The 21,193-nt window shown below is 47.4% G+C and carries 14 protein-coding genes; 5 read left to right on the forward strand and 9 right to left on the reverse strand.

Going from position 1 to position 21,193, the window contains the following annotated elements:
- The first annotated feature begins 129 nt into the window (after window positions 1–129).
- Window positions 130–5,109 carry an NAD-glutamate dehydrogenase gene (locus tag BGP75_RS24250; RefSeq protein ID WP_076721489.1) on the forward strand — a complete coding sequence of 1,660 codons (4,980 nt, stop codon included), beginning with the start codon at window positions 130–132 and terminating at the stop codon, window positions 5,107–5,109.
- 73 nt (window positions 5,110–5,182) lie between these two features.
- On the forward strand, window positions 5,183–5,419 hold the full coding sequence (locus tag BGP75_RS24255) for a hypothetical protein (protein ID WP_076721490.1): 237 nt from the start codon (window positions 5,183–5,185) through the stop codon (window positions 5,417–5,419).
- A 304-nt stretch (window positions 5,420–5,723) separates the two neighbouring features.
- On the opposite strand, the gene BGP75_RS24260 is transcribed toward BGP75_RS24255, so the two are convergent.
- The gene (locus BGP75_RS24260; RefSeq protein WP_076721491.1) at window positions 5,724–6,830 is read right to left on the reverse strand and encodes a response regulator; all 1,107 of its coding nucleotides are present in this window, start codon (window positions 6,828–6,830) and stop codon (window positions 5,724–5,726) included.
- Window positions 6,831–6,976: 146 nt separating this feature from the next.
- Window positions 6,977–11,605: an AAA family ATPase gene (locus tag BGP75_RS24265; protein ID WP_076721492.1), complete on the reverse strand. Its 4,629-nt coding sequence runs from the start codon at window positions 11,603–11,605 to the stop codon at window positions 6,977–6,979.
- Window positions 11,606–11,888: 283 nt separating this feature from the next.
- Between BGP75_RS24265 and BGP75_RS24270 the strand changes: the two genes are divergently transcribed.
- The 3 genes from BGP75_RS24270 (at window position 11,889) to BGP75_RS24280 (ending at window position 14,696) form a co-directional block, all read left to right on the forward strand.
- Window positions 11,889–12,605, forward strand: a complete 717-nt coding sequence (locus BGP75_RS24270; protein WP_233153019.1) for an ABC transporter substrate-binding protein — start codon at window positions 11,889–11,891, stop codon at window positions 12,603–12,605.
- A 174-nt stretch (window positions 12,606–12,779) separates the two neighbouring features.
- Window positions 12,780–13,736: a tRNA 2-thiocytidine(32) synthetase TtcA gene (gene ttcA / locus BGP75_RS24275; protein ID WP_083705030.1), complete on the forward strand. Its 957-nt coding sequence runs from the start codon at window positions 12,780–12,782 to the stop codon at window positions 13,734–13,736.
- A gap of 183 nt (window positions 13,737–13,919) precedes the next feature.
- Window positions 13,920–14,696, forward strand: a complete 777-nt coding sequence (locus BGP75_RS24280) for a hypothetical protein (RefSeq protein WP_076721494.1) — start codon at window positions 13,920–13,922, stop codon at window positions 14,694–14,696.
- Between the two features lie 388 nt (window positions 14,697–15,084).
- On the opposite strand, the gene BGP75_RS24285 is transcribed toward BGP75_RS24280, so the two are convergent.
- The 7 genes from BGP75_RS24285 to BGP75_RS24315 all read right to left on the reverse strand — a co-directional run bounded on the left by BGP75_RS24285 (window position 15,085) and on the right by BGP75_RS24315 (window position 21,137).
- The gene (locus BGP75_RS24285) at window positions 15,085–15,576 is read right to left on the reverse strand and encodes a copper chaperone PCu(A)C (protein ID WP_076721495.1); all 492 of its coding nucleotides are present in this window, start codon (window positions 15,574–15,576) and stop codon (window positions 15,085–15,087) included.
- 121 nt (window positions 15,577–15,697) lie between these two features.
- On the reverse strand, window positions 15,698–16,312 hold the full coding sequence (locus BGP75_RS24290) for an SCO family protein (protein ID WP_076721496.1): 615 nt from the start codon (window positions 16,310–16,312) through the stop codon (window positions 15,698–15,700).
- A gap of 87 nt (window positions 16,313–16,399) precedes the next feature.
- The gene (locus BGP75_RS24295; protein ID WP_076721497.1) at window positions 16,400–16,900 is read right to left on the reverse strand and encodes a hypothetical protein; all 501 of its coding nucleotides are present in this window, start codon (window positions 16,898–16,900) and stop codon (window positions 16,400–16,402) included.
- Between the two features lie 43 nt (window positions 16,901–16,943).
- On the reverse strand, window positions 16,944–17,801 hold the full coding sequence (locus tag BGP75_RS24300; RefSeq protein WP_076721498.1) for a prephenate dehydratase: 858 nt from the start codon (window positions 17,799–17,801) through the stop codon (window positions 16,944–16,946).
- A gap of 197 nt (window positions 17,802–17,998) precedes the next feature.
- Complete coding sequence (locus BGP75_RS24305; RefSeq protein ID WP_076721499.1) at window positions 17,999–19,732, reverse strand: DEAD/DEAH box helicase; 1,734 nt, start codon at window positions 19,730–19,732, stop codon at window positions 17,999–18,001.
- A 290-nt stretch (window positions 19,733–20,022) separates the two neighbouring features.
- On the reverse strand, window positions 20,023–20,565 hold the full coding sequence (locus BGP75_RS24310; protein ID WP_076721500.1) for a GNAT family N-acetyltransferase: 543 nt from the start codon (window positions 20,563–20,565) through the stop codon (window positions 20,023–20,025).
- A gap of 29 nt (window positions 20,566–20,594) precedes the next feature.
- Window positions 20,595–21,137 (reverse strand): RNA polymerase sigma factor, encoded by a 543-nt coding sequence (locus tag BGP75_RS24315; RefSeq protein WP_076721501.1) that lies wholly within the window; start codon window positions 21,135–21,137, stop codon window positions 20,595–20,597.
- Window positions 21,138–21,193 lie beyond the last annotated feature (56 nt).

Raw genomic sequence — 21,193 nt, forward strand, 5'->3', positions numbered from 1 at the left:
TGGCATGAAAATGAAACTATCCGTCATGTATTTGAAAGAAACGTTCTCCAATTTTGGAGATGATCCTGAACACGCTCAGAAAACCGCGGTAATAAATTAACTGCTAACGCCAGGGAAAGAGAAACATCGATGTTTGACACTCGTATTAATAATAAAGATAAACTGCTGGAGCAGTTGTCGGAACTCTTCTCCAATAAACTCACAGAGCCTATGCTCAGCGCTGTTAATGCCTTCGCCTTTCAATATTTCCGCGTTTCTCCCGTCGAGGAGTTACTGGAGAGGCGTCTTGAGAATCTTTATGGGGCAACTCTATCCGCTTGGCGTTTTATTCAGGAGCATCCTTCCGGGCAACCAAAAGTCCGAGTTTATAATCCTGATTTTGAACAGCATGGGTGGCATTGTAATCACACCGTTATCGAGATTCTTCAAGGTGACATGCCTTTTCTGGTGGATTCTATTCGAATGGAACTGGCTCGCCAGGAGGTAGCAATTCACGCCATCCATAATGCGGTGCTGCAGGTTGAGCGTGACAGCGGTGATCAGCTCAATCAGCTGGTCGATGTCGGTGCGAAAAACCCTAAGGCACAAGCAGAATCCGTTGTCTATCTGGAAGTGGATCGTCATAACGATCAGGATGAGCTGAAATCAATTCGCCAAGGGCTGCTGGATGTACTGACCGATGTTCGCCTGGCTGTGGAAGATTATCAGCCAATGTGTGAACGGGTCCAGGCTCTTGCAGAAGAGCTGGGACAGGTTTCTTCAATCGAGTCGGCTGATATTAAAGAATCACAGGCATTTCTGAAGTGGCTGCTGCAAGATCATTTTACTTTCCTCGGATACGATGAGCTGAAATTACAGGGGAGTGGTAATTCACTGAAAGTCAGTCGGGTTGTCGGCAGTGAAATGGGGACTCTTAAGGGCTATATCCAGCAGGGACGTAAAAAAGATTTTGATGAGTTGAGGCCGGCCGAGCGTCAATTTGTGCTGACTCCAACACCGGTCATGTTTGCTAAAGATAGCTTTCGCTCACAGGTACACCGGCCTGCATACCGAGATATGGTGGTAGTTAAGCGCTTTGATAAAACAGGAAAAGTCATAGGAGAGTGTCGTTTCTACGGGCTCTATACCTCGACAGTCTTCAGCGAGCAACCTGCTGGTATTCCTCTGGTGCGGAAAAAACTGTCGAGGACACTCAAGCGCGCTGGTTTTGATACAAGGGGTCATAGTGGTAAAGATCTCCTTCAGGTGCTGCATGATTTGCCTCGTGAAGAGCTTTTCCTGTCGAATGCCAATGAATTGTTTGAAACTGCGATGGGGATATTTAATCTGCAGGAGCGCCGTAAGGTACGGTTGTTCATCCGAAAAGACCCCTGTGGCAAGTTTTACTCCTGCCTCTATTATGTTCCACGAGATATCTACAGTACCCAGCTGCGTCAGCAGGTGGAGGGACTGTTGCGAGAGCAGCTCGAAGCCCATGATGCAGAATTCAATACACTGTTCTCTGAGTCGGTCTTAGCGCGGACACACTTTTTATTGCAGGTTGATCCGGGCCGTGAAATTGATATTGATGTTAAAGCTATTGAAGCACAGGTTATTGATGCTTCGCGCTCCTGGAATGATGATCTGCACAATGCGCTGATTGAGTCCTGCGGTGAAGAGCTTGGTAACCGCTATGCCAACCGTTATCGAGGTGGATTTTCATCAGCCTACAAAGAGCACTTTTCTCCCGGTAATGGTGTATACGATATTCAGCGTATTGAAGAAATAAACCAGGAGCAGAACTTTGCTTTAAGCTTTTACCGGGTTTTAGAACAATCAAGTGAGCTGCTTCGTTTTAAACTTTTTGTTGCCGGCGATTCCCTGGTGCTTTCTGATGTCATTCCGATTCTGGAAAACCTTGGAATGAAAGTCGTTGGTGAGCACCCCTACGAGGTTCGCCGACGGGATGGTCAAAGTTTTTGGATGCATGACTTCACGTTGATTTATCACAGCACTGAGCCGGTGGATCTGCAGGAAGTAAAGCAGCTGTTCCAGGACTCTTTTGCTGCTATATGGCAGGGTCGGGCAGAAAATGATGAATTCAACCGTCTGGTTATCGGGGCGAAGCTGAGCTGGCGTGAAGTGGCGATGCTCCGCGCCTATGCGCGATATATTCGTCAGATTCGCTTTGGTTTCAGTCAGCCCTACATTGCCGATACCTTAGCGCGTCATTTGCAGGTAAGTCGCTTGTTAGTAGCGTTATTTAGAGCGCGTTTTGATCCCCAGCGTCGCAGCAGTGATAAGGTTGAAGCGTTAAGCGAGCGAATTAAGGGCAGCATTGTTGATGCACTGGAAAAGGTGGATAACCTCAATGATGATAAAATTCTGCGCCGTTTCCTGGAGCTTATGGGAGCGACTCTTCGAACCAACTATTTTCAGGTAGATGGGCAGGGCTCCGCCAAAGATTATTTCTCCTTTAAACTTGATCCAAAAGCAATTAGCGATATACCGTCCCCCAGACCCATGTTTGAAGTTTTTGTTTACTCTCCGCGTGTTGAGGGTGTGCACTTGCGAGCGGGTAAAGTAGCCCGGGGAGGACTGCGGTGGTCTGATCGTCTGGAAGACTATCGAACAGAAGTTCTTGGATTGGTTAAAGCCCAGCAGGTCAAAAATGCAGTTATCGTTCCTGTCGGGGCTAAGGGTGGTTTTGTCGCCAAATGCCTTCCTGAGGAGGGCGGGCGTGAAGAGATTCAGGCTGAAGGCATTGCCTGCTACCAGACATTTATTCGAGGCTTGCTGGACATAACCGATAACCTGGTTTCAGGGGAGCTTCAACCTCCTGCAGATGTCGTTCGTCATGACGAAGACGACCCTTACCTGGTGGTTGCGGCTGATAAGGGTACAGCCACATTCTCAGATATCGCTAACAGTATTGCCGAAGAGTATGGTTTCTGGTTGGGTGATGCTTTCGCCTCCGGCGGTAGCCAGGGCTATGACCATAAGGGAATGGGAATAACTGCCAAAGGTGCCTGGGAGTCTGTTAAACGTCATTTCCGAGAGCAAGGGTTAAATACCCAGGAAGAGACTTTTAGTGTTGTTGCCATCGGCGATATGGCGGGTGATGTTTTTGGCAACGGTATGCTGTTATCTGACCAGATTCTGTTGACCGCAGCTTTTAACCATCTGCACATATTTGTTGATCCCACACCGGATCAGACTACAAGTTTTGCAGAACGCCAGCGTTTGTTTGAATTACCCCGTTCATCCTGGAGTGATTACAAGAAGGGGCTGATCTCCAAGGGTGGCGGGGTATTCTCACGCCAGGCCAAATCGGTGCCTATTACGGCAGAAATGAAACGTAGTTTCAATATTTCCGCAGATAACCTGACTCCTAATGATCTGATATCTGCCTTGTTGAAAGCTCCGGTAGATCTGATCTGGAACGGTGGTATTGGAACCTACGTCAAAGCAAGCCATGAAACCCATGCTGAGGTGGGTGATAAGGCCAACGACAGCTTGCGAGTTAATGGTCGTGATCTTCGTTGCAAGGTGCTGGGGGAAGGCGGAAATCTTGGCTTTACCCAGTTAGGACGAATGGAATTTTGTTTGAATGGCGGCGCAGCAAATACTGATTTTATTGACAATGCTGGTGGGGTAGATTGCTCTGACCATGAAGTTAACATCAAGGTGTTGCTGAATGAAGTCGTTGCTCAGGGTGATATGACTCTGAAGCAGCGTAACGCCCTGTTAAAGCAAATGACCGATGAGATCTCTACACTGGTGTTGAAGCATAACTATAGCCAGGTTCAGGCGATCAGTATTGCTCAAAATCATGCTCTGCAAGCGATGGACGAGTACATTCGTCTGATTGATCGATTGGAATCGGAAGGAAAGCTTGATCGCGAGTTAGAGTATATTCCCTCTGAAGAGCAGCTATTGCAGCGAAAAAATGATGGTAAAGGTCTGACACGACCAGAGCTTTCTGTACTGATTTCGTATGCCAAGGCTGAGATGAAAGAGGCGCTGATCGACTCCTGGGTAACGGAGGATCCTTTCCTCGCCCAGGAAATAGAAAACGCCTTCCCGCAATGTTTGGTTGAACGTTTTCCCGAGCAGATAGGGGAGCATCGTTTGCGTCGGGAGATTATCGCAACTCAAATCGCCAACAATCTGGTGAACCGGATGGGCATGACCTATGTTCATAGCTTGCGACAGTCTACTGGAGCTGGTTATGGGCAGATTGCAGCCGCTTATGTTACCGCCAGAGAAGTATTCGGTGTTGATCGGCTTTGGGCAGAAATTGAGGCTCTGGATTATCAGGTTCCTTTTGATATTCAGGCAGCAATGATGGCTGAGTTGATTCGTTTACAGCGTCGGGCGAGTCACTGGTTTTTAAGAAATTACCGCCATGATCTAAGGGTTGCCAGTTGTATTGAGCAGTTCCGTCCTGGCGTTGAGGCGATTAGTCTCTCAATCTCTAAGCTGCTGAAGGGCGGCCCAAGGGATAGTTGGAGTGAAAAGTTTCAGCAATGGGCAGCGGCCGGTGTTCCCGAGTCATTGGCTGAGCTTATCGCCGCCGCAGACAGTCTTTATTCGTTGCTTGGCGTCATTCAGGTAGCGGAAGAGACTGGACAGGCGTTGGATGAGGTTGCTGAAATCTATTTCCAGTTGGGTGATCGTTTGGAGTTGCATTGGTTTGACCTTCAGGTGCGGGAATTTAATGCCCGTAATCATTGGCAAGCGCTTGCTCGTGATAGTTTCCGCGATGATCTTAATACCCAGCAGCGGGCTTTGACTACAAGTGCTTTAAGGTTTAAGCAGATGCAAGAACTGGAGTGCTCTCCCGTCGAACTCTGGTTGGAGCAGCATCTTCCATTTATTCGGCGCTGGGAGTCGATGCTGGCTGACCTGCGCAACACAAAGGTTCATGACTGTGCCATTTTCTCAGTGGCTATTCGAGAATTGATGGAATTGGCACAGGCTAGCCTCAGTGTCGGTAACCAGAGTGCTATTGAGCAAAGTACTGCTAACCAAAGCATTACAAACCAGGAAGTAGGTATTCCAGATGTTGCAAATCAGAGTGAAGCTGAATGCTCTGACAGCAGCCTGAGTTTGGATGCTGTTACCTAGGTGTATCCTTGGATTCGTTGATGAGCAGCGGATCCATTTTTTGAATTATTGATTTTTATCTACGGAGAACAAAATGTCTAAAGTGGCGCATTTTCGTCATTTTCAAACAGTTCGTTATAACCATGCTGTCGAATGTAAGGCTGGCAATAGCTGGTGGGTAACTCGTCAGGAGATCGGTTTTGATGGTAAGGCATTGCCTTTTGGGCGAGTGGTGTTTTTTGCTCGGACGGCAGAAGAGGCAGAGGCCTGGGTCGAGAGTCAGCAGATCGAAAATACTCCGAGTGTTGATAGTCTGGCGCTGAGTGCCTGATTGAAAACCTTGAAGATTATTATGCTTTAGTGAAACCCAGGGAGGGTGTTATGGATAAGCAAATACCGCTAGGAAAGGGGATCGATGAGGACCCTGATGAAGGCTTGGTATATATCCTTTCGGATAATTAAGTCTAAGATTAGTGATCATTTGATCAACAGCTAGTGCTGAGTCAGGGATGCGCTGTTATCGGGAGACTGATGACGTTGTTGCGAATCCGCTGACTAAGTCGTCCGTGATGTTTTCGTTTACAGGGCGACCGCCATGGAATATTTGGCTGGTTGAGGCAGATTGACAATGCTGCCTAATTGTCGACAGCATCTGCTGGAATATGGCAGACGGCAAGCTCTCCGGGGGCGCAGTGTTCCTCTGGCTGCAGCGTTCCTCCTAAGCTGAGGCACAAGCTTTCAACCAGCCCGAAACGGTACTGACGCCATTGTTGACTATCTTCAAGTTCGGCCTGAGTTGCAGCAGTGCCGGGTGTTAGTGTCTTAATGCAGGTTTCCAGCTGCGATGTTTCAGCAGAATACTCCAGCTTAACTACGATATCAGTCTGGTTATTGGTCTGAGCATACTCCATCAGTGCAATCCATAGCTGTAATACCCCTTGAGCTGGAAGTCTGAGTCTTGAAGGGGTTTCAGCCTGCAAGCGATAGTCTAATAACCAGCCCTGACGTCTGGCCTGGGGAATGAAGACTTGTATCAACTGGTCAAGAAGCTGTTTTATATCGGTGACTTGCAGTTTCGTTAGCAGGGAAAAATCATTTCTGAGTAATAGTAGAGTGCTTTGCAGGCGGTGCTGATTAGCATTGAGCGCCGATATCAGATCCTGGGCCATTGGCGTAAGATCCAGATGTTCTAAACGCTGGCTCTGAAGAAGGGTGTCTTCGGTTAACGGCAGTAAAGAGTCACCTAATCGTTGCATTATCTGCGTATCGAGTGATCGGGTTACATTGTCAGTGGTCTCGTTTTTTCGGGCTGTTTCTATATCTCGGAAGGAGCGCAATGCAACGACGACAGAGGTGAGAAGGCGTGATGCCGATAGCTCTGCCTTGCTTAGATAATCGTTAATGTCGTAGTCCACAATGACTTCTGTTTCCGGGGCAAAGCCTGGATGGCCTGTTCTCAGAATTATACGAATGTCATGATTTCCAAGAGTGTTGCGCACATAGTCGACAAGTCGCAGGCCTTCATCATCAGACTCCATCACGACGTCCAGAAGGATTAGCGCGATATCAGAACTGGTATTGAGGATCTCCCTCGCTTCCTGGCCATTAAGAGCGCTGATTAACTCGATGGAGCGGTTTTCAAACTGGTAACCGCGAAAAATCATTCGGGTTATTCCATGAATACCTTCTTCATCGTCGACGACCAGTATACGCCAGGGAGTTTTATTAGTAGTCGGTCTCATGAAGGTCCGTCGCTTTAGTCAGAACTGTTATTGTTTTGGACGAGCATCTGTCGAAGTAACTGCTCTCAACAGGGTGTTTCTACAATCATTCTTTTCAGAATATCGTTTTTTGAAATATAGTTTCTTAAATAGTACCAGACGATATTCTAACTGCTTGTTTCCATTAACTCAGCCAATTTTTTGGCTTTTTCAAAGGCCCCCCAGCGTTGGTAAAGCTGTTGTGATTCATCAATAAAATAACGCCCCACTCTAGTTTGTCCACGGTTATACCAGAAGCGTCCGTATTGTTCATTGGCGATGGCCTGATGTTGGAGGAATCCTTGGTTTTCAGCGCCACCGATAGCCTCCTCGAATAACGACATGGCGGATTCGGGGTGTTGCTGAAGCTCTGCTTCAAGAGCCCCCAACAGGGCTTGGCGGTGAGCGAAGTTCTGCGGGCAGTGGCGGGACCAGAGTTCCATACGGGTTCGGGTGTGTTGTATTTTCCTCAAAATATGTTGCTGGGTTTTGCGATTTGCCTTGCGACATATTTCCAAGCGTATAAGAGCAATGAAAAAAAGGGCTTCAGTTGTGGCGAAATGGCCCCCCAGCTGCTGTTCAATCAGGTTCTCTTTAGCGACTAAGCCGGGCCATTTATCCGTTTGCTCCAATAGGTAACTGACTACTAATTCACTAAGTGTTTGCCAACTGCTGTTAAAGGGTGCAGGTGCTTTATGCTGCTGAAGATCTAAACAGGTCTCTGCTGCTGTGCTGTCAAAGTTATGGCCTGTTAATTGGCTTGTCAGATAGATTGCGGAATATTTAAAACTGGCAATCAAATGAGGGTTGTTAATCTGTTGCAGTAGTTGCATCAGGTTATGGCAGCGTTTTTGGAGGTTCTTCAGGGAATGTCCTAACATCCACTGGTTGTTGGTCGCTACCAGTATGGCCTGGCCCGCAGTAGGCCAATCGCCAGACTCAAGTCCCAGCTCCTGACTGCTTTCCAACAAAGACAAACTGTCTTTTAAATGTGATGTCCAATGTACGACTTTGGCGCCATTGATAAAGCGGGATTTAGCGGCGATTGTTCTATTTTCCCCAGGCTCAAGCAGGCGCAGGCTTTGGTGGGCAACTCGTTGACTCAAATGACTGTCGCCATAGAGCCAGCTGGCCAGGTAAGCATACCCGGCCAAAGCCAGTGGAAGTTGCGGACTTCTGCCTCCGGTGAGTGAAAGCAGAGTCATTTCCGCTAGCGCAGATGCAGATAAGGATGACTCCCCATTACGTTCAGCAACCTGACTGAGCAGCTGTAGTAATTCCATTTGAACTCGATCATCCGAAGACATTTCTGCCAGATTTTCAATGACCTTCATGATTGAGCTGGATTCAAAGAGTTTGTTAATGCGATGAAGTTGTTGCCTTAGATAGCGTTGATCCTGACCAACGCTATGGATAGGAGATTTCAGGTTTGCGGAAATGACCTCCATTGCCTGAGAATGGCGGTCCTGAAGCAGATATTGATCTGCTTGCAGGAGTGCCAGTCGCGCCTTGTCGGTTGTATTAGTGAGGTGTTGAGGTAATTGTTTGTAGAGCTTTTCTGCATTCAGATATTCTCCACACAGGTATTCCGATTGCGCTTGTAGCAGATGCAACTCTACACAGAGTTGATATTCGTTCTGCCAGTCTTGCGGTTGCAGCAGCAGAGCAGCCTGGCCTAAAAAACCACAAGCGGGCTTAAACGCAGAAGCCTCTTTGGCTTTCAGGGCCGCTTTGAAATTCAGCTGGATCAGTTCGATCCGGCGCTGATCAGATTCCAGCAGATCTCTGGCCAGGTTCAGGTGGTTGACCAGATCATAGATCCCCGCACCTCGCTCCGTTCTGCTGTACTGACGGAGCAATATCTGGCCGATACTGAGGTGGATTTTCTGTTTTTCTTCATTATTGATTCTTTGGTATGCACTTTGGCGGATATGATCATGTAAAAATCGATAACAGTTTGGGGGGCTTCCGGGTTGCTCTGGTTGGCTGATAATAAGCCCGCCTTGTAATGCGGGCCATAAGTGAATCACAACCCTGGCAAGTGGTTGACCTGACGCCTTTGATACGGTCGATAAATCGAAACTATTGCCGATTGCCGCACCCCAGGTAAGTATCTGCTGGGTGATTGCCGGCAGTTTTGCGATTTGAAACGCTACCAGTTCTTGCACATCAGCAGACAAAGTCTGGTTTTCAAAAGCATGTTGCTGCCAGCTCCAGCACTGTTTTTCGCGATCAAAGTAAATCCAGCGGTTTTTGTGGAGCTGCTGCAGGTACTGTCGGATAAAGAATGGGTTTCCCTGGGTCTTTCTATGCAGCCAGCCTGCCAGAGCAACGGGCTCTGAACCATCCTGATGAAACACATCCGCCAGTAATTGCCGAGTGTGCTCGACAGTCAGGGGAGGAAGCTTGAGCAAGGTACATTGTTTGGCTTGCTTTAAGAGCGGGAGTTCTAATGCAAGAGGGTGAGTCGCTTCCAGTTCGTCGTCTCGATATGCAGCCATCAATAACAACGGATGTTTATCCTGTCTGTTAAGCAAGGATTTAAGCAGGTTTAAGGACCCGCCATCTATCCATTGCAGGTTATCCAGGAAGAGAACTATTGGGTGGTCATCGTTACTGATCAGTATCTTCTGGAAAGCATTTGCAATTCTTTGTTCCAGTTCCGCGGGTGGAGGCGATGGTTTTTGTTTTGTGCCGGGCTTCTGTCGGGCATTAAGTATCAGTTCCAAGTCTGTCACCAGGCTGGATAAAAGCCAGAGATCTTGGCTCAGTTGTTGGGACAACTTGCGTTTCCAGCGCTTCAGGTCGCTTTTGGGGCCTGCCAGCTTTTGGTGGAGTAACTGTTGAATAGCCTGAATAAAGGCGGAATAGGGCCTTTGTCGTTGCAGAGGGTCAAACTGACCTCGAATAAAATTGCCTTCGAGTTTGATCAATTGCAAACGAAGCTGATTAACTAAGGAGGATTTTCCGACACCAGAAGCCCCCGAAATCAGTGTTAATTGGTTGACGCCCTGACGGCTTTGATTCAGTGCTTCTCGCAGCTGCATTATAGCCTCTTCGCGACCATAGAGTTTTTGAGGAAATATCAGTTGGTCGGGCGTGTCATCATTGTCTATTGCGTTAATGGCTGCTTCGCGGCTCATTGGAGCGGCTAACTCCGCTGAGTCCTCTGGCTCAGATAATCGCAAGGTTTCCAATTTCTCGATGTTCTGTTGGCAGCTAAGCAGACTGGTATAGAGGCCATGGCTGCTTTGATAGCGATCATCGGCTGATTTGCTGAGTAATCGATACACTAAGCGGCGCAGTTGCTTTGGTGCAGCATCAAGGGGTGGCAGTGGGGCGGTCATATGTGCATGCAATAACGCACCTGCCTCGTTTGCTGTGTAAGGCGGCTTGCCACAGAGCATTTCGTAGAAGATACACCCTAATGTATAGAAATCGGCTCGAAAATCGACCTCGACAGGAATAAGTCCGCTTTTTTCCGGTGCCAGGTAGCGCAGTCGCTCAAGAGGTTTTATGGGTACCAGCGGATTTGGGTCTATCAAAGAAAGCTGAGGTTCACTGCCTGCAAGCTCAACAGCAATGTGATTTGGGCATAAATCATGGGCGAGACTGCCCTGTTGGTGCAGTTTTTCCAGCGCTGCGGTTAATTGCAGTGCCGGAGAAAAGAACGCTTTCAGTGTCAGTCCGCCGCCAGGTATCAAGCCTGCCAGGGTTCGGGGATGATTCTGCTCATCAGCCAATATTGATTTTGGTTTAATCTGTTCGCGATACTGGCTGGGTGGCATGCCGACCCAGCGTTTGAATGCCTTCTGAAAAGCAGACTGATTTGAGAAGCCAAGCAAAAAAGAAAGTTCTCCAAAGCTGACACTGCCTTTTTGTATCTGTTGAAGAGCCTGTTCTTTGCGGGTTTGATCGTAGAGCTCCTGGAAGCTGGTATTCAGCTTACCAAGTTTACGTTGCAGCGTTCTTAAACTTAGATTGAGGCTGGCAGCGATTTTTTCCCTGCGAATGCCTCCTTGGCCATCGGTCAGTCCATGCCTGATAAGGCTTTTTATCTGGGCAACAAGAGCCCCTTCCCGACCTGAAACGCTGAGGAGGTTATCTGCAAATTCCAGATGCAGTCGATGCATCTCCTCATTTGCATCCAGGCAGGGAAATTTCAAATAGCTACTGGGGATAAGCAGGCGATTGTGATCCCCGTTATAAGTGACTTCTGACGCAAAAAATCGTTCGTAGGCCTGGGTATCAGCGGGTGGGGGGTAGATTAGTTCAATCTTCAGTGCAGGGATCTGCTTACCGCTGATCCAACGGGGCCAGCTTAGCAAACAGGCCATAAACCATTCTGCGGTTTTTCGTTCTTCGCTGTGTTCCAGCTCCAGGGTCAGCTCCGTGCCTGCCGCGCTTTGTTCCATTTGTAAATGTATGCCTTCAAACAATAGAGGCAAATAGTCAATCAGGACTTGATAAGAGGCGCGGAGATCCACCGCCGTGGTCATCAGAAAACCGATGGAGCCGAGCATGCGCGGTTGAGTGGCTTCACCAATCCGTAACGCTATGCGGTCATTTTCGCTGCGATGCCCTAGTTCCTCCAGCAGTCGGCAAAAAGCACTGGTTGGAATTCGTGCTCCAGGTTTGTCTTTTTCTATGTTCTCTAACTGGGCAGCAGCCAACAGGGCGTGAAGATCCTGATGATTGTGCTGGGCTATCTGCAGAACAGGGTCCAGTAGTTTGGCGGATGCAGTGGCTGTCGGCATCTGATTTCCGGTTGAGGGCTGTATATTTGTGTTTATATTCAGAGTGCTAATTGTATAGCAATCAAACCTTTTGGACTCAAGGTATAGAGCTGACTGTTTAGCAGCGGACTCTGTAGCGGCTATCTGGGCTGAAGTATATCAGTGCTTTAAAGATGACTGAGGCGTCTGTTATTATTTTTCCAACTTTAAGTTATTGGGATTGCATGGCTTGTTAAGACAATATTTATTGATCAGGTATTTCATCCGTTGCTGTGTAACGGATTTCTGTAAACAGAAAGGAGGATTGATAACGCTTTTTACGTTTATTTTCTTCGTGATTCCTGTCGCAAGCTATGGGGAAACGTTGAGAGTAGGGGTGCCGAGCACTGACCAGGCCCCCTTTATCTGGCGTGATCAAAAGAATCAGTTTGCTGGCATATATCCAGACATCGTTCGTTTGATTGGAAAAAGAATGGGGATGGATATGCACTTTGTCCCTCTTTCTCAAGCGCGTTTGGTTAAGCATTTCAGCATTGGTGAAATTGATTTGGAAGTGGGAGTCTCTCCTCGCCGTCAGCTTAGGGATTCTGTCGCTGATTTATCGCTGTTTAGTGAACCTTTCCTGACGGTTAATGAGGTCATCATTTACCGACCTGCGTTGTCGTTCCCGGTGTTTATCCTTAAAGATTTGGCAGGAAAGCGTATTGCGACTGTCCGGGGGGCAGCCGTGCCGGACTATATTAAACGAGATGATTTGTCTAACGAGCTACAGATTGCTCAACGAGTCCATCGGGGCTGGAATGATATTGGACTGATGAAAGAAGCGTTAGCCATACATTATCAGCGTACGCTAAAGCTTAACTATCAAATTTCACTGCCTTATGAATCTAACCCTGTTTCATTTCGGCTTCATCGGGACCAGATCGACTGGCTCGAAGTGATGAACAATACCATTAGGGATCTTAAAGACGAAGGGGCCATAGAAGAGCTGATCTGTAAATATTTATGTGGAAAGAACTAAGGTTCTTTTTTTTCTGGTGGAAAGACTAAGGTTCTTTTTTCTGATAGCAGAGCGTGCTTGCCAGCGTTGTTTATATCACCGGAGCAAGCCTTTTTACTGGAGACGTGATTCAATTACGCGTAAAATACCCACCCTTAAAATTCGGCTACGCTATTCTTGATTGACGGAAACGCCATGCAATCCCTACCTAAAAAAGACAAAACCAACGTCAACAAACTACAAAAACGGTTACGCCGGGATGTAGGGCGGGCTATTGAAGATTTTGCCATGATCGAAGAGGGGGATAAGGTCATGGCCTGCCTGTCAGGCGGAAAAGACTCCTATGCGATGCTGGATATTTTGCTCAATTTGCAAAAGAGTGCTCCTATCAGCTTTGAGGTCGTTGCAGTTAATCTTGATCAGAAGCAGCCTGGTTTTCCAGAGCATATTCTGCCTGAATACCTTAGCTCCATTGATGTCCCTTTTCACGTGGTCGAGCGCGACACCTATTCCGTTGTTAAAGAAGTCGTTCCAGAAGGCAAGACGACTTGTGGTTTGTGCTCACGGATGCGTCGTGGAACACTCTATCGTTTTGCTCAGGATATTGGGGCAACCAAAATTGCCCTTGGCCATCATCGCGATGATATCCTTGAAACCCTGTTCCTGAACATGTTTTATGGTGGCAAGCTCAAAACGATGCCGCCTAAATTAAAGAGTGATGATGGCAACAATATTGTCATTCGCCCATTGGCCTATGCCCGGGAAAAAGATATTGAAGCTTACGCAAAGCTGAAGGAATTTCCGATCATTCCCTGTAATCTCTGTGGCTCTCAGGAAAATCTGCAGCGTCAGGTCATCAAAGAAATGCTGCAGGATTGGGATAAGCGTTTTCCCGGTCGAATTGAAGTGATGTTTCGCAGTCTGAAAAATGTAGTTCCGTCTCACTTAGCCGATACAGAACTGTTTGATTTTAAGTCTCTATCGCTTGATTCAGCAGTGGCCTCTCAATCCAAAGAAGCTTTGTCCGAGCATCAGAAAACTAATAGGGATCAGTCCAGAGTTGGCTTGTTTGATGCTGGTGTCCAGACATCTGATGTGGATGAGCAAGGGCCGGTTTCTGAGCCTCGGCTATTGGACATTCTCGAGCTTTAGTCCATGCTCTTCAGATAGAGTATTAAGTTTGCTTGGTTGATTTATTTTCAGAGAGCGGATCTGGTTTTCTTACTGATGTTTACGGGGGCGCCTGTCTGGGCGCCTGAGGGGTAGCAGAAAGCACTGTCAACCCGGCACTTGAATAGACTCCTGGCAATCACTTATCTACAGGGTATATCTAAAATGAAACATCTGGTTGTACTTGCCTGTCATCTTGCGCTGGTTGTTGGCTGTCAGGCTCAGGCGGTCAATCCCGAGCAACCTGCACCGTCAGTCGGAGCACAACAATTTGACTCCAGTGGCCTTGTTCTTAAACGCTTTGATGAGATGGATAAATCTAATGCAAGGGTAGAGCAGCGTATAACGCTGGTTCAGGAGCAGGTGATTAAGCTGAATCAGCAAATGCAGGGGTTACATCAGCGTAACTTACAGTTGCTCCAGGCTTTACAGCAGATGCAATTATCAATGACACAACTGACTGCCGGGTCGAAGTCTGCACAATCCAGTATGCCCGCAGAATTGTCGTCATCAGATGGGACTCTGAAGCCTGACGAGCAGGCGCTTTCATCTGCGACGAAACTGGAAGCGCTGATTAGTCGTTTAGAACAGTTTGCTGCCGATCAGGAAGCAGGGGGCAGCACAGGGAAATCCAAGGTTACGGAAGAGTTCAAACTCTCTTCAACAGAGTTGGATGCTGGAGGTTTTAGGCTGGTTTCTGCTTATACACCCAAAGGACAGTGGGTTATTTTCAAGTATGACGAACAAACAGGTCTGACGTGGAATGCACAGGATGGTGGTTGGATGGAAGTTGGGGAGCTTGAACCCTTACCTGCTTCAGTGTATCAGGTAGTACTCAGGCCTGCGTCTGGTGATGTAAAAGGGTATGTTGCTGCACGGATAGACCGCGAAACTGGCCGCAGTTGGTGGTTGAGAGGTAATGTCTGGGAGTCTTTTGAATAATCCCTTTGCAGCCTCTTTTTGAATGGTTCCTTAAGATACTATTGAATGGGCTTTATATGGCCTAGTCATGCTTTTTTGAAACTCTCTGTTTTATTGAGGATTTCTGTTTGGTTGGAGCTTTCTGCTTTGTTGATGCAGCGGTGCTTTATCGGAGTGGTTGCGAATTAAATGGTTCTGAGCCCGCTGAGATAAAGCTTTCGTGCAGTTGGAAAATATAGTTGCAAAAGACTGTCGAAGAGGTCGTTGGAAAAGATGGCAGCAATCTGAGGTTTGATGCGTTGAAGACTTCAGAAATAAGTAGGGATCAGTGATCCCCAGTCCCTTCGGCGTTGATGATTGCAGCCATCTATTGTTGCACAGTGCCAGTACTGACCAGTAGCTATATTAATTAATGGCCGTGTTCTTTGGCTTTCATCGGTTTGTGCTTGCTCATATCGCTGTGACTATGACTCATCTGCATACCTGGCATTGGCTTCTTTACAGGTACTTCCAGATGCTTCTTGCTGCCATCTGAAAAATTGAGCATAAGCATAACTGTTTCATCTTCTTTTACCGGCTGATTAAGACCGATAAACATGACATGGTAGCTGCCAGGTTTTAGCTCCAGTTCGCCATTGGCTGGTATGCTCATATCATCAACCTTTCGCATTTTCATCACACCGTCCTGCTTCAAAGCGGTGTGCAGTTCAGTGCTGCGGGCGATGTCAGATGTAGCACTGATTAATTTAACCGATTCATTCTCAGTGTTCTTAATCGTCATGAACGCCGCTGTATTGGGGGCTCCCGGAGGTGTCGCGCGAACATAGGCGTTGTCAATATGAATGTCTGCGATTGCGGGAGCTGTTGCCAATGCAAAGGCAAGGGGAATCAGTTTCTTCATTGATAGGTCCTTTTTGGTGAAGTGTTAACTAATTTTTTATCTATGCAGGTATACATCTACGGCTGGAGGAATAGCCCCGCAGCCTTGCTAAAGTATTCTGGTGGAGCAGTCTGTTTGAGCTTTACATCAGGGCTTTAACTGCCTCGGCAAGTTCATTTGGAGAGCTGTTATGGTACATGAGGTTTGCCAGCCCCCCCTGTTTGTTGATGATATAAACACGGGCGCTGTGATCAACAGAATATTTTAACTCTGAATCTGGTAGCGGAACTTTTTGATAGAAAGCGCCGTACTGGCTTACCACCTGATCGATCGCTGATTTTTCTCCAGAGATTCCCAATATCTGTGGGTGGAAGTATTTGACGTATTCGTCCAACCTTTTTGGAGTGTCACGCTCTGGATCTACACTGATGAACATTGGCTGGACTTGTTTCAACTGGTCATCTTCAAGATAGTTCAAAGCCGCAGCCACATTGGCTAACCCTGTGGGGCAAACATCGGGGCAATAAGTGAAGCCAAACATCATTACCACGATTTCATCGCGGTAATCTTTTAATGACACAGGGCCATTGACTCCGGTCAGTGTAAAATCACCGCCAAGGCCGGGGTAAGCACTTTCTGCTTGCTGAGGTTTTAAGGTCAGTACGGCGATCGCGGCAGCAATGACCAGTACCGCGACTGTCAAAATGATCCGCTCTAGATTGCCCAGCTTGCTGAATACGCTGTTGTTTTTTGACATGAAATCAAAACCTCGAGTTAAAATCTTCGGCTTGGATGGTGGCCTGATTCGGGTGCTATCTGTCTTGTATCTGGTGAAGGTGTTTAACTAACGGGCTTCAAAATCAAATGTGCCGCCAGTGACTTTTTGTCCTTCATGGACTCGAACCGTTGCTCTCCAGGTCATAAGATCGGTTGTGCAGACGGGAAGCCTGCCTTCTGTACGATAGCTACCGTCTGTTTGCTGATTCAGCTTGTAGGTGTTTTGGCCCATAAACATGTCTCGGCCCTGTAGCTCTACTTCGACTTTGTCAGTTTCAAAGCCTTTGAGTTCTACTCTAAGATTAATCGGATGGCTTGAATCGAGGGCAGGGGAGTCGATGGCAAAGATAATTTCCAGCTGATCCCTGCTGGCAACACAAGGACCTGTGCGTATATCGCAAGGTGCGGCATTGGGAAGGATGTCAACAGCTAAGCTTTGCGCCTGTAGTAAGGTTCTACCCAGCCACCCCAGGTAGCCGAGTAAGACAGTCAGTAGCAATACCCAGATTACTAGGGACGGTCTGATTTTGTTGGCACTGGTTGCCATTACCTCGGTTGAGTCTGTCATCGTCTTTGAGTTATTACTTTATGTGTTGCTGATGAAAAGTGTTCTAGTCAATCAATTCGTGATCGGTTCGAAAAGGGTGGGCCTCATAAGTGCCTAGAATGCGTACATCCTTAGCGAAAAAGTCCAGTTCCTGTAACGCGAGTTGCAAAGAGCGTTGATCCGGGTGGCCTGCGGCATCCAGATGAAAACGGCTTTCTTTCAGAGTACCGCCGGTCATGTAGCTCTCCAGCTTTACCAGGTTGACATTGTTGGTTGCGAACCCGCCAAGCGCCTTGTAAAGCCCTGCAGGTATATTACGCACTTGAAACATTATGGAGGTTATAAAGTGCGTACCTCTTTGGTAAGCGGGCATCGACCGGGTGTTGCTGAGAATGAGAAACCGGGTCGTATTCCCATCTCTATCCTGTATGTTGTCCTGTAATATTTCCAAATCATAGAGTTCCGCAGCCAGGCTTGAGGCTATGGCCGCGTGAGTTGGGTCCTGCAGTTGGCTGACTTCCAGTGCCGCCCCGGCTGTATCCAATTTGGCTACCGGCTCAAGCCCCCAGGATTTAACTCTATCGTCACACTGGGCTAAGGCCTGAGGGTGGGAACCTACTGTTTTCAGGTCCGCGATACGAGCGCCTTTGACTCCGAGCAGGCAGTGGTTAACCGGTTCAAAGTGCTCACCCACAATATGTAAACGAGTCTTGGGCATCTGTCGGTAAATTTCTTCTACCCGGCCGGCGGTGGAATTCTCCAAGGGAATCATTGCTAATTTGGCTTCGCCTTGCTCCACTTTATGCATAGCTTCAATAAAGGAATTGCATGCTAAAGCGGTTAGTCCCGGATAGACTCTGCGGCAGGAAAGATGGGAATAAGCCCCTTCATGGCCTTGATAAGCAATAATATCGTTATACATATGCCCTAAGAAAATCTCCAGTGCGAAAGGATCAGATCATGAAAAAGCCGTATATTAGCGGTTCTTGTCTGTATATACAGCCTTAAGATCAATTCAGCGTTATTATTTTACTCAGTATTTACAGCCCCTCTATATAATCAGTAGAAGGGGCTGTTTTGTTGCCACCGAATGGTAGCGAGGTGTGTCAGCTATAGCTATCAGCTGCGTTGTTCTCGACGGGGCTTTACATGCGGCTTGCTTTTGCCGCGATGAGGGCGGGAAGGGCGACGACTATTTTTGGTTTTATCCAGGAATTCAATATTCGTATTCTTACCGCAAATTTGTACTGTCTTCAGCTTTGCAAGCAAGTCGTCCGGCATGCCTTCAGGTAGTTCAATGGTGCTGTAACTATCATGGAGTTTAATATGGCCGATAAAGCGACTGTTGATATCTGCTTCATTAGCGATGGCTCCGACGATATGTTTTACTTCAACACTGTCGTTTCTGCCGACTTCCAGCTTGTAGCGATCCCAGGTTTCACTGTTACTGCGACTCGATCGATCATCGCGGTCGCGTCTGCCTTCCCGGCCGTCTTTACGATCTTCCCGGAAGGATGATTTGCGGGGCTCCGGGTCTGCGGGCATCTGCAACGGCTTCTCTTTTTGAGCCAGGTACAGCAAGGCCCCTGCCAATTCCGCCGGACTTAAGCTTAGCTCTTCAGATAGTTGATCACTGAGCTCTTGATAAAAGTGTAGTTTTTCTTCAGAGAAAACCTGTTGGATCTGATCGCGGAAGGCTGTTACCCGTTTCTTGGTGACGATATCTCTGCTGGGTAAATCCATTTCGGTGATCTTTTGCTTTGTCGCTTTTTCGATAGCAAATAATAGGCGACGCTCGCGGTGAGCTACAAAAAGAATGGCCTTACCCTTACGGCCAGCACGACCTGTTCGACCAATACGATGCACGTATGCTTCAGTGTCGTAAGGAATATCATAGTTAATGACCAGATCTATACGGTCCACATCTAATCCGCGAGCGGCGACATCAGTTGCGATTAATATATCCAGTTTGCCTGACTTAAGACGGCTGACAGTACGCTCTCGCAAGGTTTGATTCATATCGCCGTTAAGGGCAGATGCCGCGTAGCCACGGGCTTCAAGCTTTTCTGCTAACTCTACCGTCGCAGTTTTCGTGCGGGCAAAGACGATTACGCCATCATATTCTTCAGTTTCCAGAATACGAGAAAGGGCGTCGATCTTGTTGACTCCGGCAACCTTCCAGAAAATTTGTTCAATATTTTCTACAGTAGAAGTCTTGGCAGCAATCTTGACCTCTTTGGGGTCATTCATGTAGCGCTTGGTAATACGTTTGATCTGCTGAGGCATTGTTGCAGAAAACAGCGCAGTTTGGCGGCTTTCTGGCGTTTCAGCCATGATGGTTTCAACATCATCAATAAAGCCCATGCGTAACATTTCATCCGCTTCATCAAGCACCAGCGCATTTAAGGCAGACAGATCAAGCGTCTTACGGTTAATGTGGTCCAGCACTCGGCCGGGGGTACCAACTACGACCTGAGGACCGCGTCTCAGTTGCTTAAGCTGCAGACTGTAGTTCTGGCCACCGTAAATTGGCAGGACATGAAATTGTTTCATATGGCGTGCATAGGCCTGGAATGCCTCAGCTACCTGAATGGCCAGTTCTCGCGTGGGTGTCAAAACCAGCAATTGTGGCTTGCTCTGCTTCAGATCAAGCCGGTTTAACAATGGCAGGGCAAAGGCAGCGGTTTTCCCGGTGCCGGTTTGAGCCATACCCAGTACGTCTGTTCCGTCAAGCAGCAGCGGAATACATTCAGCCTGAATGGGAGAAGGAGTTTCGTAGCCTTCATCTTTGAGTGCTTTGAGAATAGACGGGTTCAGATTGAGGTCGCTGAAAGCGACGGTGGTATCGGACATGTAAAAAACCTAGGGAGGGATATAGAAAAGGCATCTATTATACGGTTTTTTTAACCATGATGTTGGATTGTTTTCGCACTAATTTTAATTATTATGGATTTAAGTTCTGATCGGCTTGCAGCAGGGGACAAGTTGGCTTGCTACAGGTTCAGAGTACTGAGAATAAAACCGAAATAAATGTCGCTCTAATAGATTGATTTTTATGTGTTTTATATATTCTGATCCAGATCTCATATCAGCTTGATCTGGACCAGGTTGGTGATGGCCGGACTCGACCTGGGGTTTGGATTCTATTCTGACTGGGGCAGTAGAGACATCCCGTATAGGAATACATCAGAACGGCGGTCTCCAAAGCGAGCGATATTTGGTAAACGTGCCCAGAGAGTTCCACCAAAGGCCTCTGTAAGCATTTGACTGGCTGCGTTTCGCTCCATAATCCAGGCTACCAGATTTTCAAAACCATACCTCCTGCCGAGTATGATGGATGCCTGGCACAGGCGATATCCTAAGCCTTTTGAATGGTATTCCTTTTTAACATAAACAGATATTTCTCCCGTTTGACGACAGGCTTGTGTTCCCCAGCTAAAAGCAGTGACACTGACCCATCCAAGAACCCGGTTCTTTCTTTCCAGAACATAAACCGGTTGGTTATCATTGCTCCAGTAATTCAGCATCATTGTTATTTCATCAAGGGTCATGGGTCTGGTAAAAGGTGAATTTGCCCCTGTTTCCGCGGTTTCATTTAAGATTTCAAGCAGAATTTCGGTATCTTCAGGTTCAAACTTGCGTAATCCTTTGGGTAATTGGTCTAGGTGTTTTTTATCGTTATTCATATTTAATCCCCTCAATGGCAATTGCAAATTCATGCGGCAATGGCGATTTTTAAGTGGCTACGAACTCGTGAAAGACGTGAACGAATGGTCCCAATGGGCACATCAAAAATATCGGCTACATCCTCATAGCTTTTGTTCTGTTCCAAAATAAGCGTTAACAGGTACTGCATTTCTTCAGAGAGCGCGTCGAATGCATTCAGAATACAATCCAGCATTCGCTGAACTTCGGTAATTCGTTCAGGGCAGGCGCCGTTGGCAGGAATTGAATAGACTTGCTCATCCAACTCCTGGAACAGAGGTCTTTTGAAATAACTTCTGTTGTTGTTCCTGACTAAATTATGGGCGATACCGAATAACCAGGTTTCCGGGCGAGCTCCTCCTCTGAAGCTGTTTTTGTTTTTTATGGCCTCGAGATAGGTCTGTTGCAGAATATCGTCAATATCTTCCTCTGCGCAGCTGTGCTTTTTGATGAAGTTACGTAATCGGTCCTGTTGTTCCTTTGCCAGATTGCCGATGTCGAGTGTTACTTCGGCTGTATCCACGTCTTGCATGCCTGCTACCAGCGATTCCATATAGCTACTCCATCGTTATTGCTGCGATAGTTACTGTTTTAGATGTTATTTAGTTA

Source organism: Motiliproteus sp. MSK22-1 (genome assembly GCF_001968815.1).
Classification (GTDB): Bacteria; Pseudomonadota; Gammaproteobacteria; order Pseudomonadales; family Balneatricaceae; genus Motiliproteus.

Coding starts and splice junctions, on each gene's coding strand:
- BGP75_RS24250 (WP_076721489.1), top strand. CDS start 130: ATGTTTGACACTCGTATTAATAATAAAGATAAACTGCTGGAGCAGTTG.
- BGP75_RS24255 (WP_076721490.1), top strand. CDS start 5,183: ATGTCTAAAGTGGCGCATTTTCGTCATTTTCAAACAGTTCGTTATAAC.
- BGP75_RS24260 (WP_076721491.1), bottom strand. CDS start 6,830: ATGAGACCGACTACTAATAAAACTCCCTGGCGTATACTGGTCGTCGAC.
- BGP75_RS24265 (WP_076721492.1), bottom strand. CDS start 11,605: ATGCCGACAGCCACTGCATCCGCCAAACTACTGGACCCTGTTCTGCAG.
- ttcA (WP_083705030.1), top strand. CDS start 12,780: ATGCAATCCCTACCTAAAAAAGACAAAACCAACGTCAACAAACTACAA.
- BGP75_RS24280 (WP_076721494.1), top strand. CDS start 13,920: ATGAAACATCTGGTTGTACTTGCCTGTCATCTTGCGCTGGTTGTTGGC.
- BGP75_RS24285 (WP_076721495.1), bottom strand. CDS start 15,576: ATGAAGAAACTGATTCCCCTTGCCTTTGCATTGGCAACAGCTCCCGCA.
- BGP75_RS24290 (WP_076721496.1), bottom strand. CDS start 16,312: ATGTCAAAAAACAACAGCGTATTCAGCAAGCTGGGCAATCTAGAGCGG.
- BGP75_RS24295 (WP_076721497.1), bottom strand. CDS start 16,900: ATGACAGACTCAACCGAGGTAATGGCAACCAGTGCCAACAAAATCAGA.
- BGP75_RS24300 (WP_076721498.1), bottom strand. CDS start 17,801: ATGTATAACGATATTATTGCTTATCAAGGCCATGAAGGGGCTTATTCC.
- BGP75_RS24305 (WP_076721499.1), bottom strand. CDS start 19,732: ATGTCCGATACCACCGTCGCTTTCAGCGACCTCAATCTGAACCCGTCT.
- BGP75_RS24310 (WP_076721500.1), bottom strand. CDS start 20,565: ATGAATAACGATAAAAAACACCTAGACCAATTACCCAAAGGATTACGC.
- BGP75_RS24315 (WP_076721501.1), bottom strand. CDS start 21,137: ATGGAATCGCTGGTAGCAGGCATGCAAGACGTGGATACAGCCGAAGTA.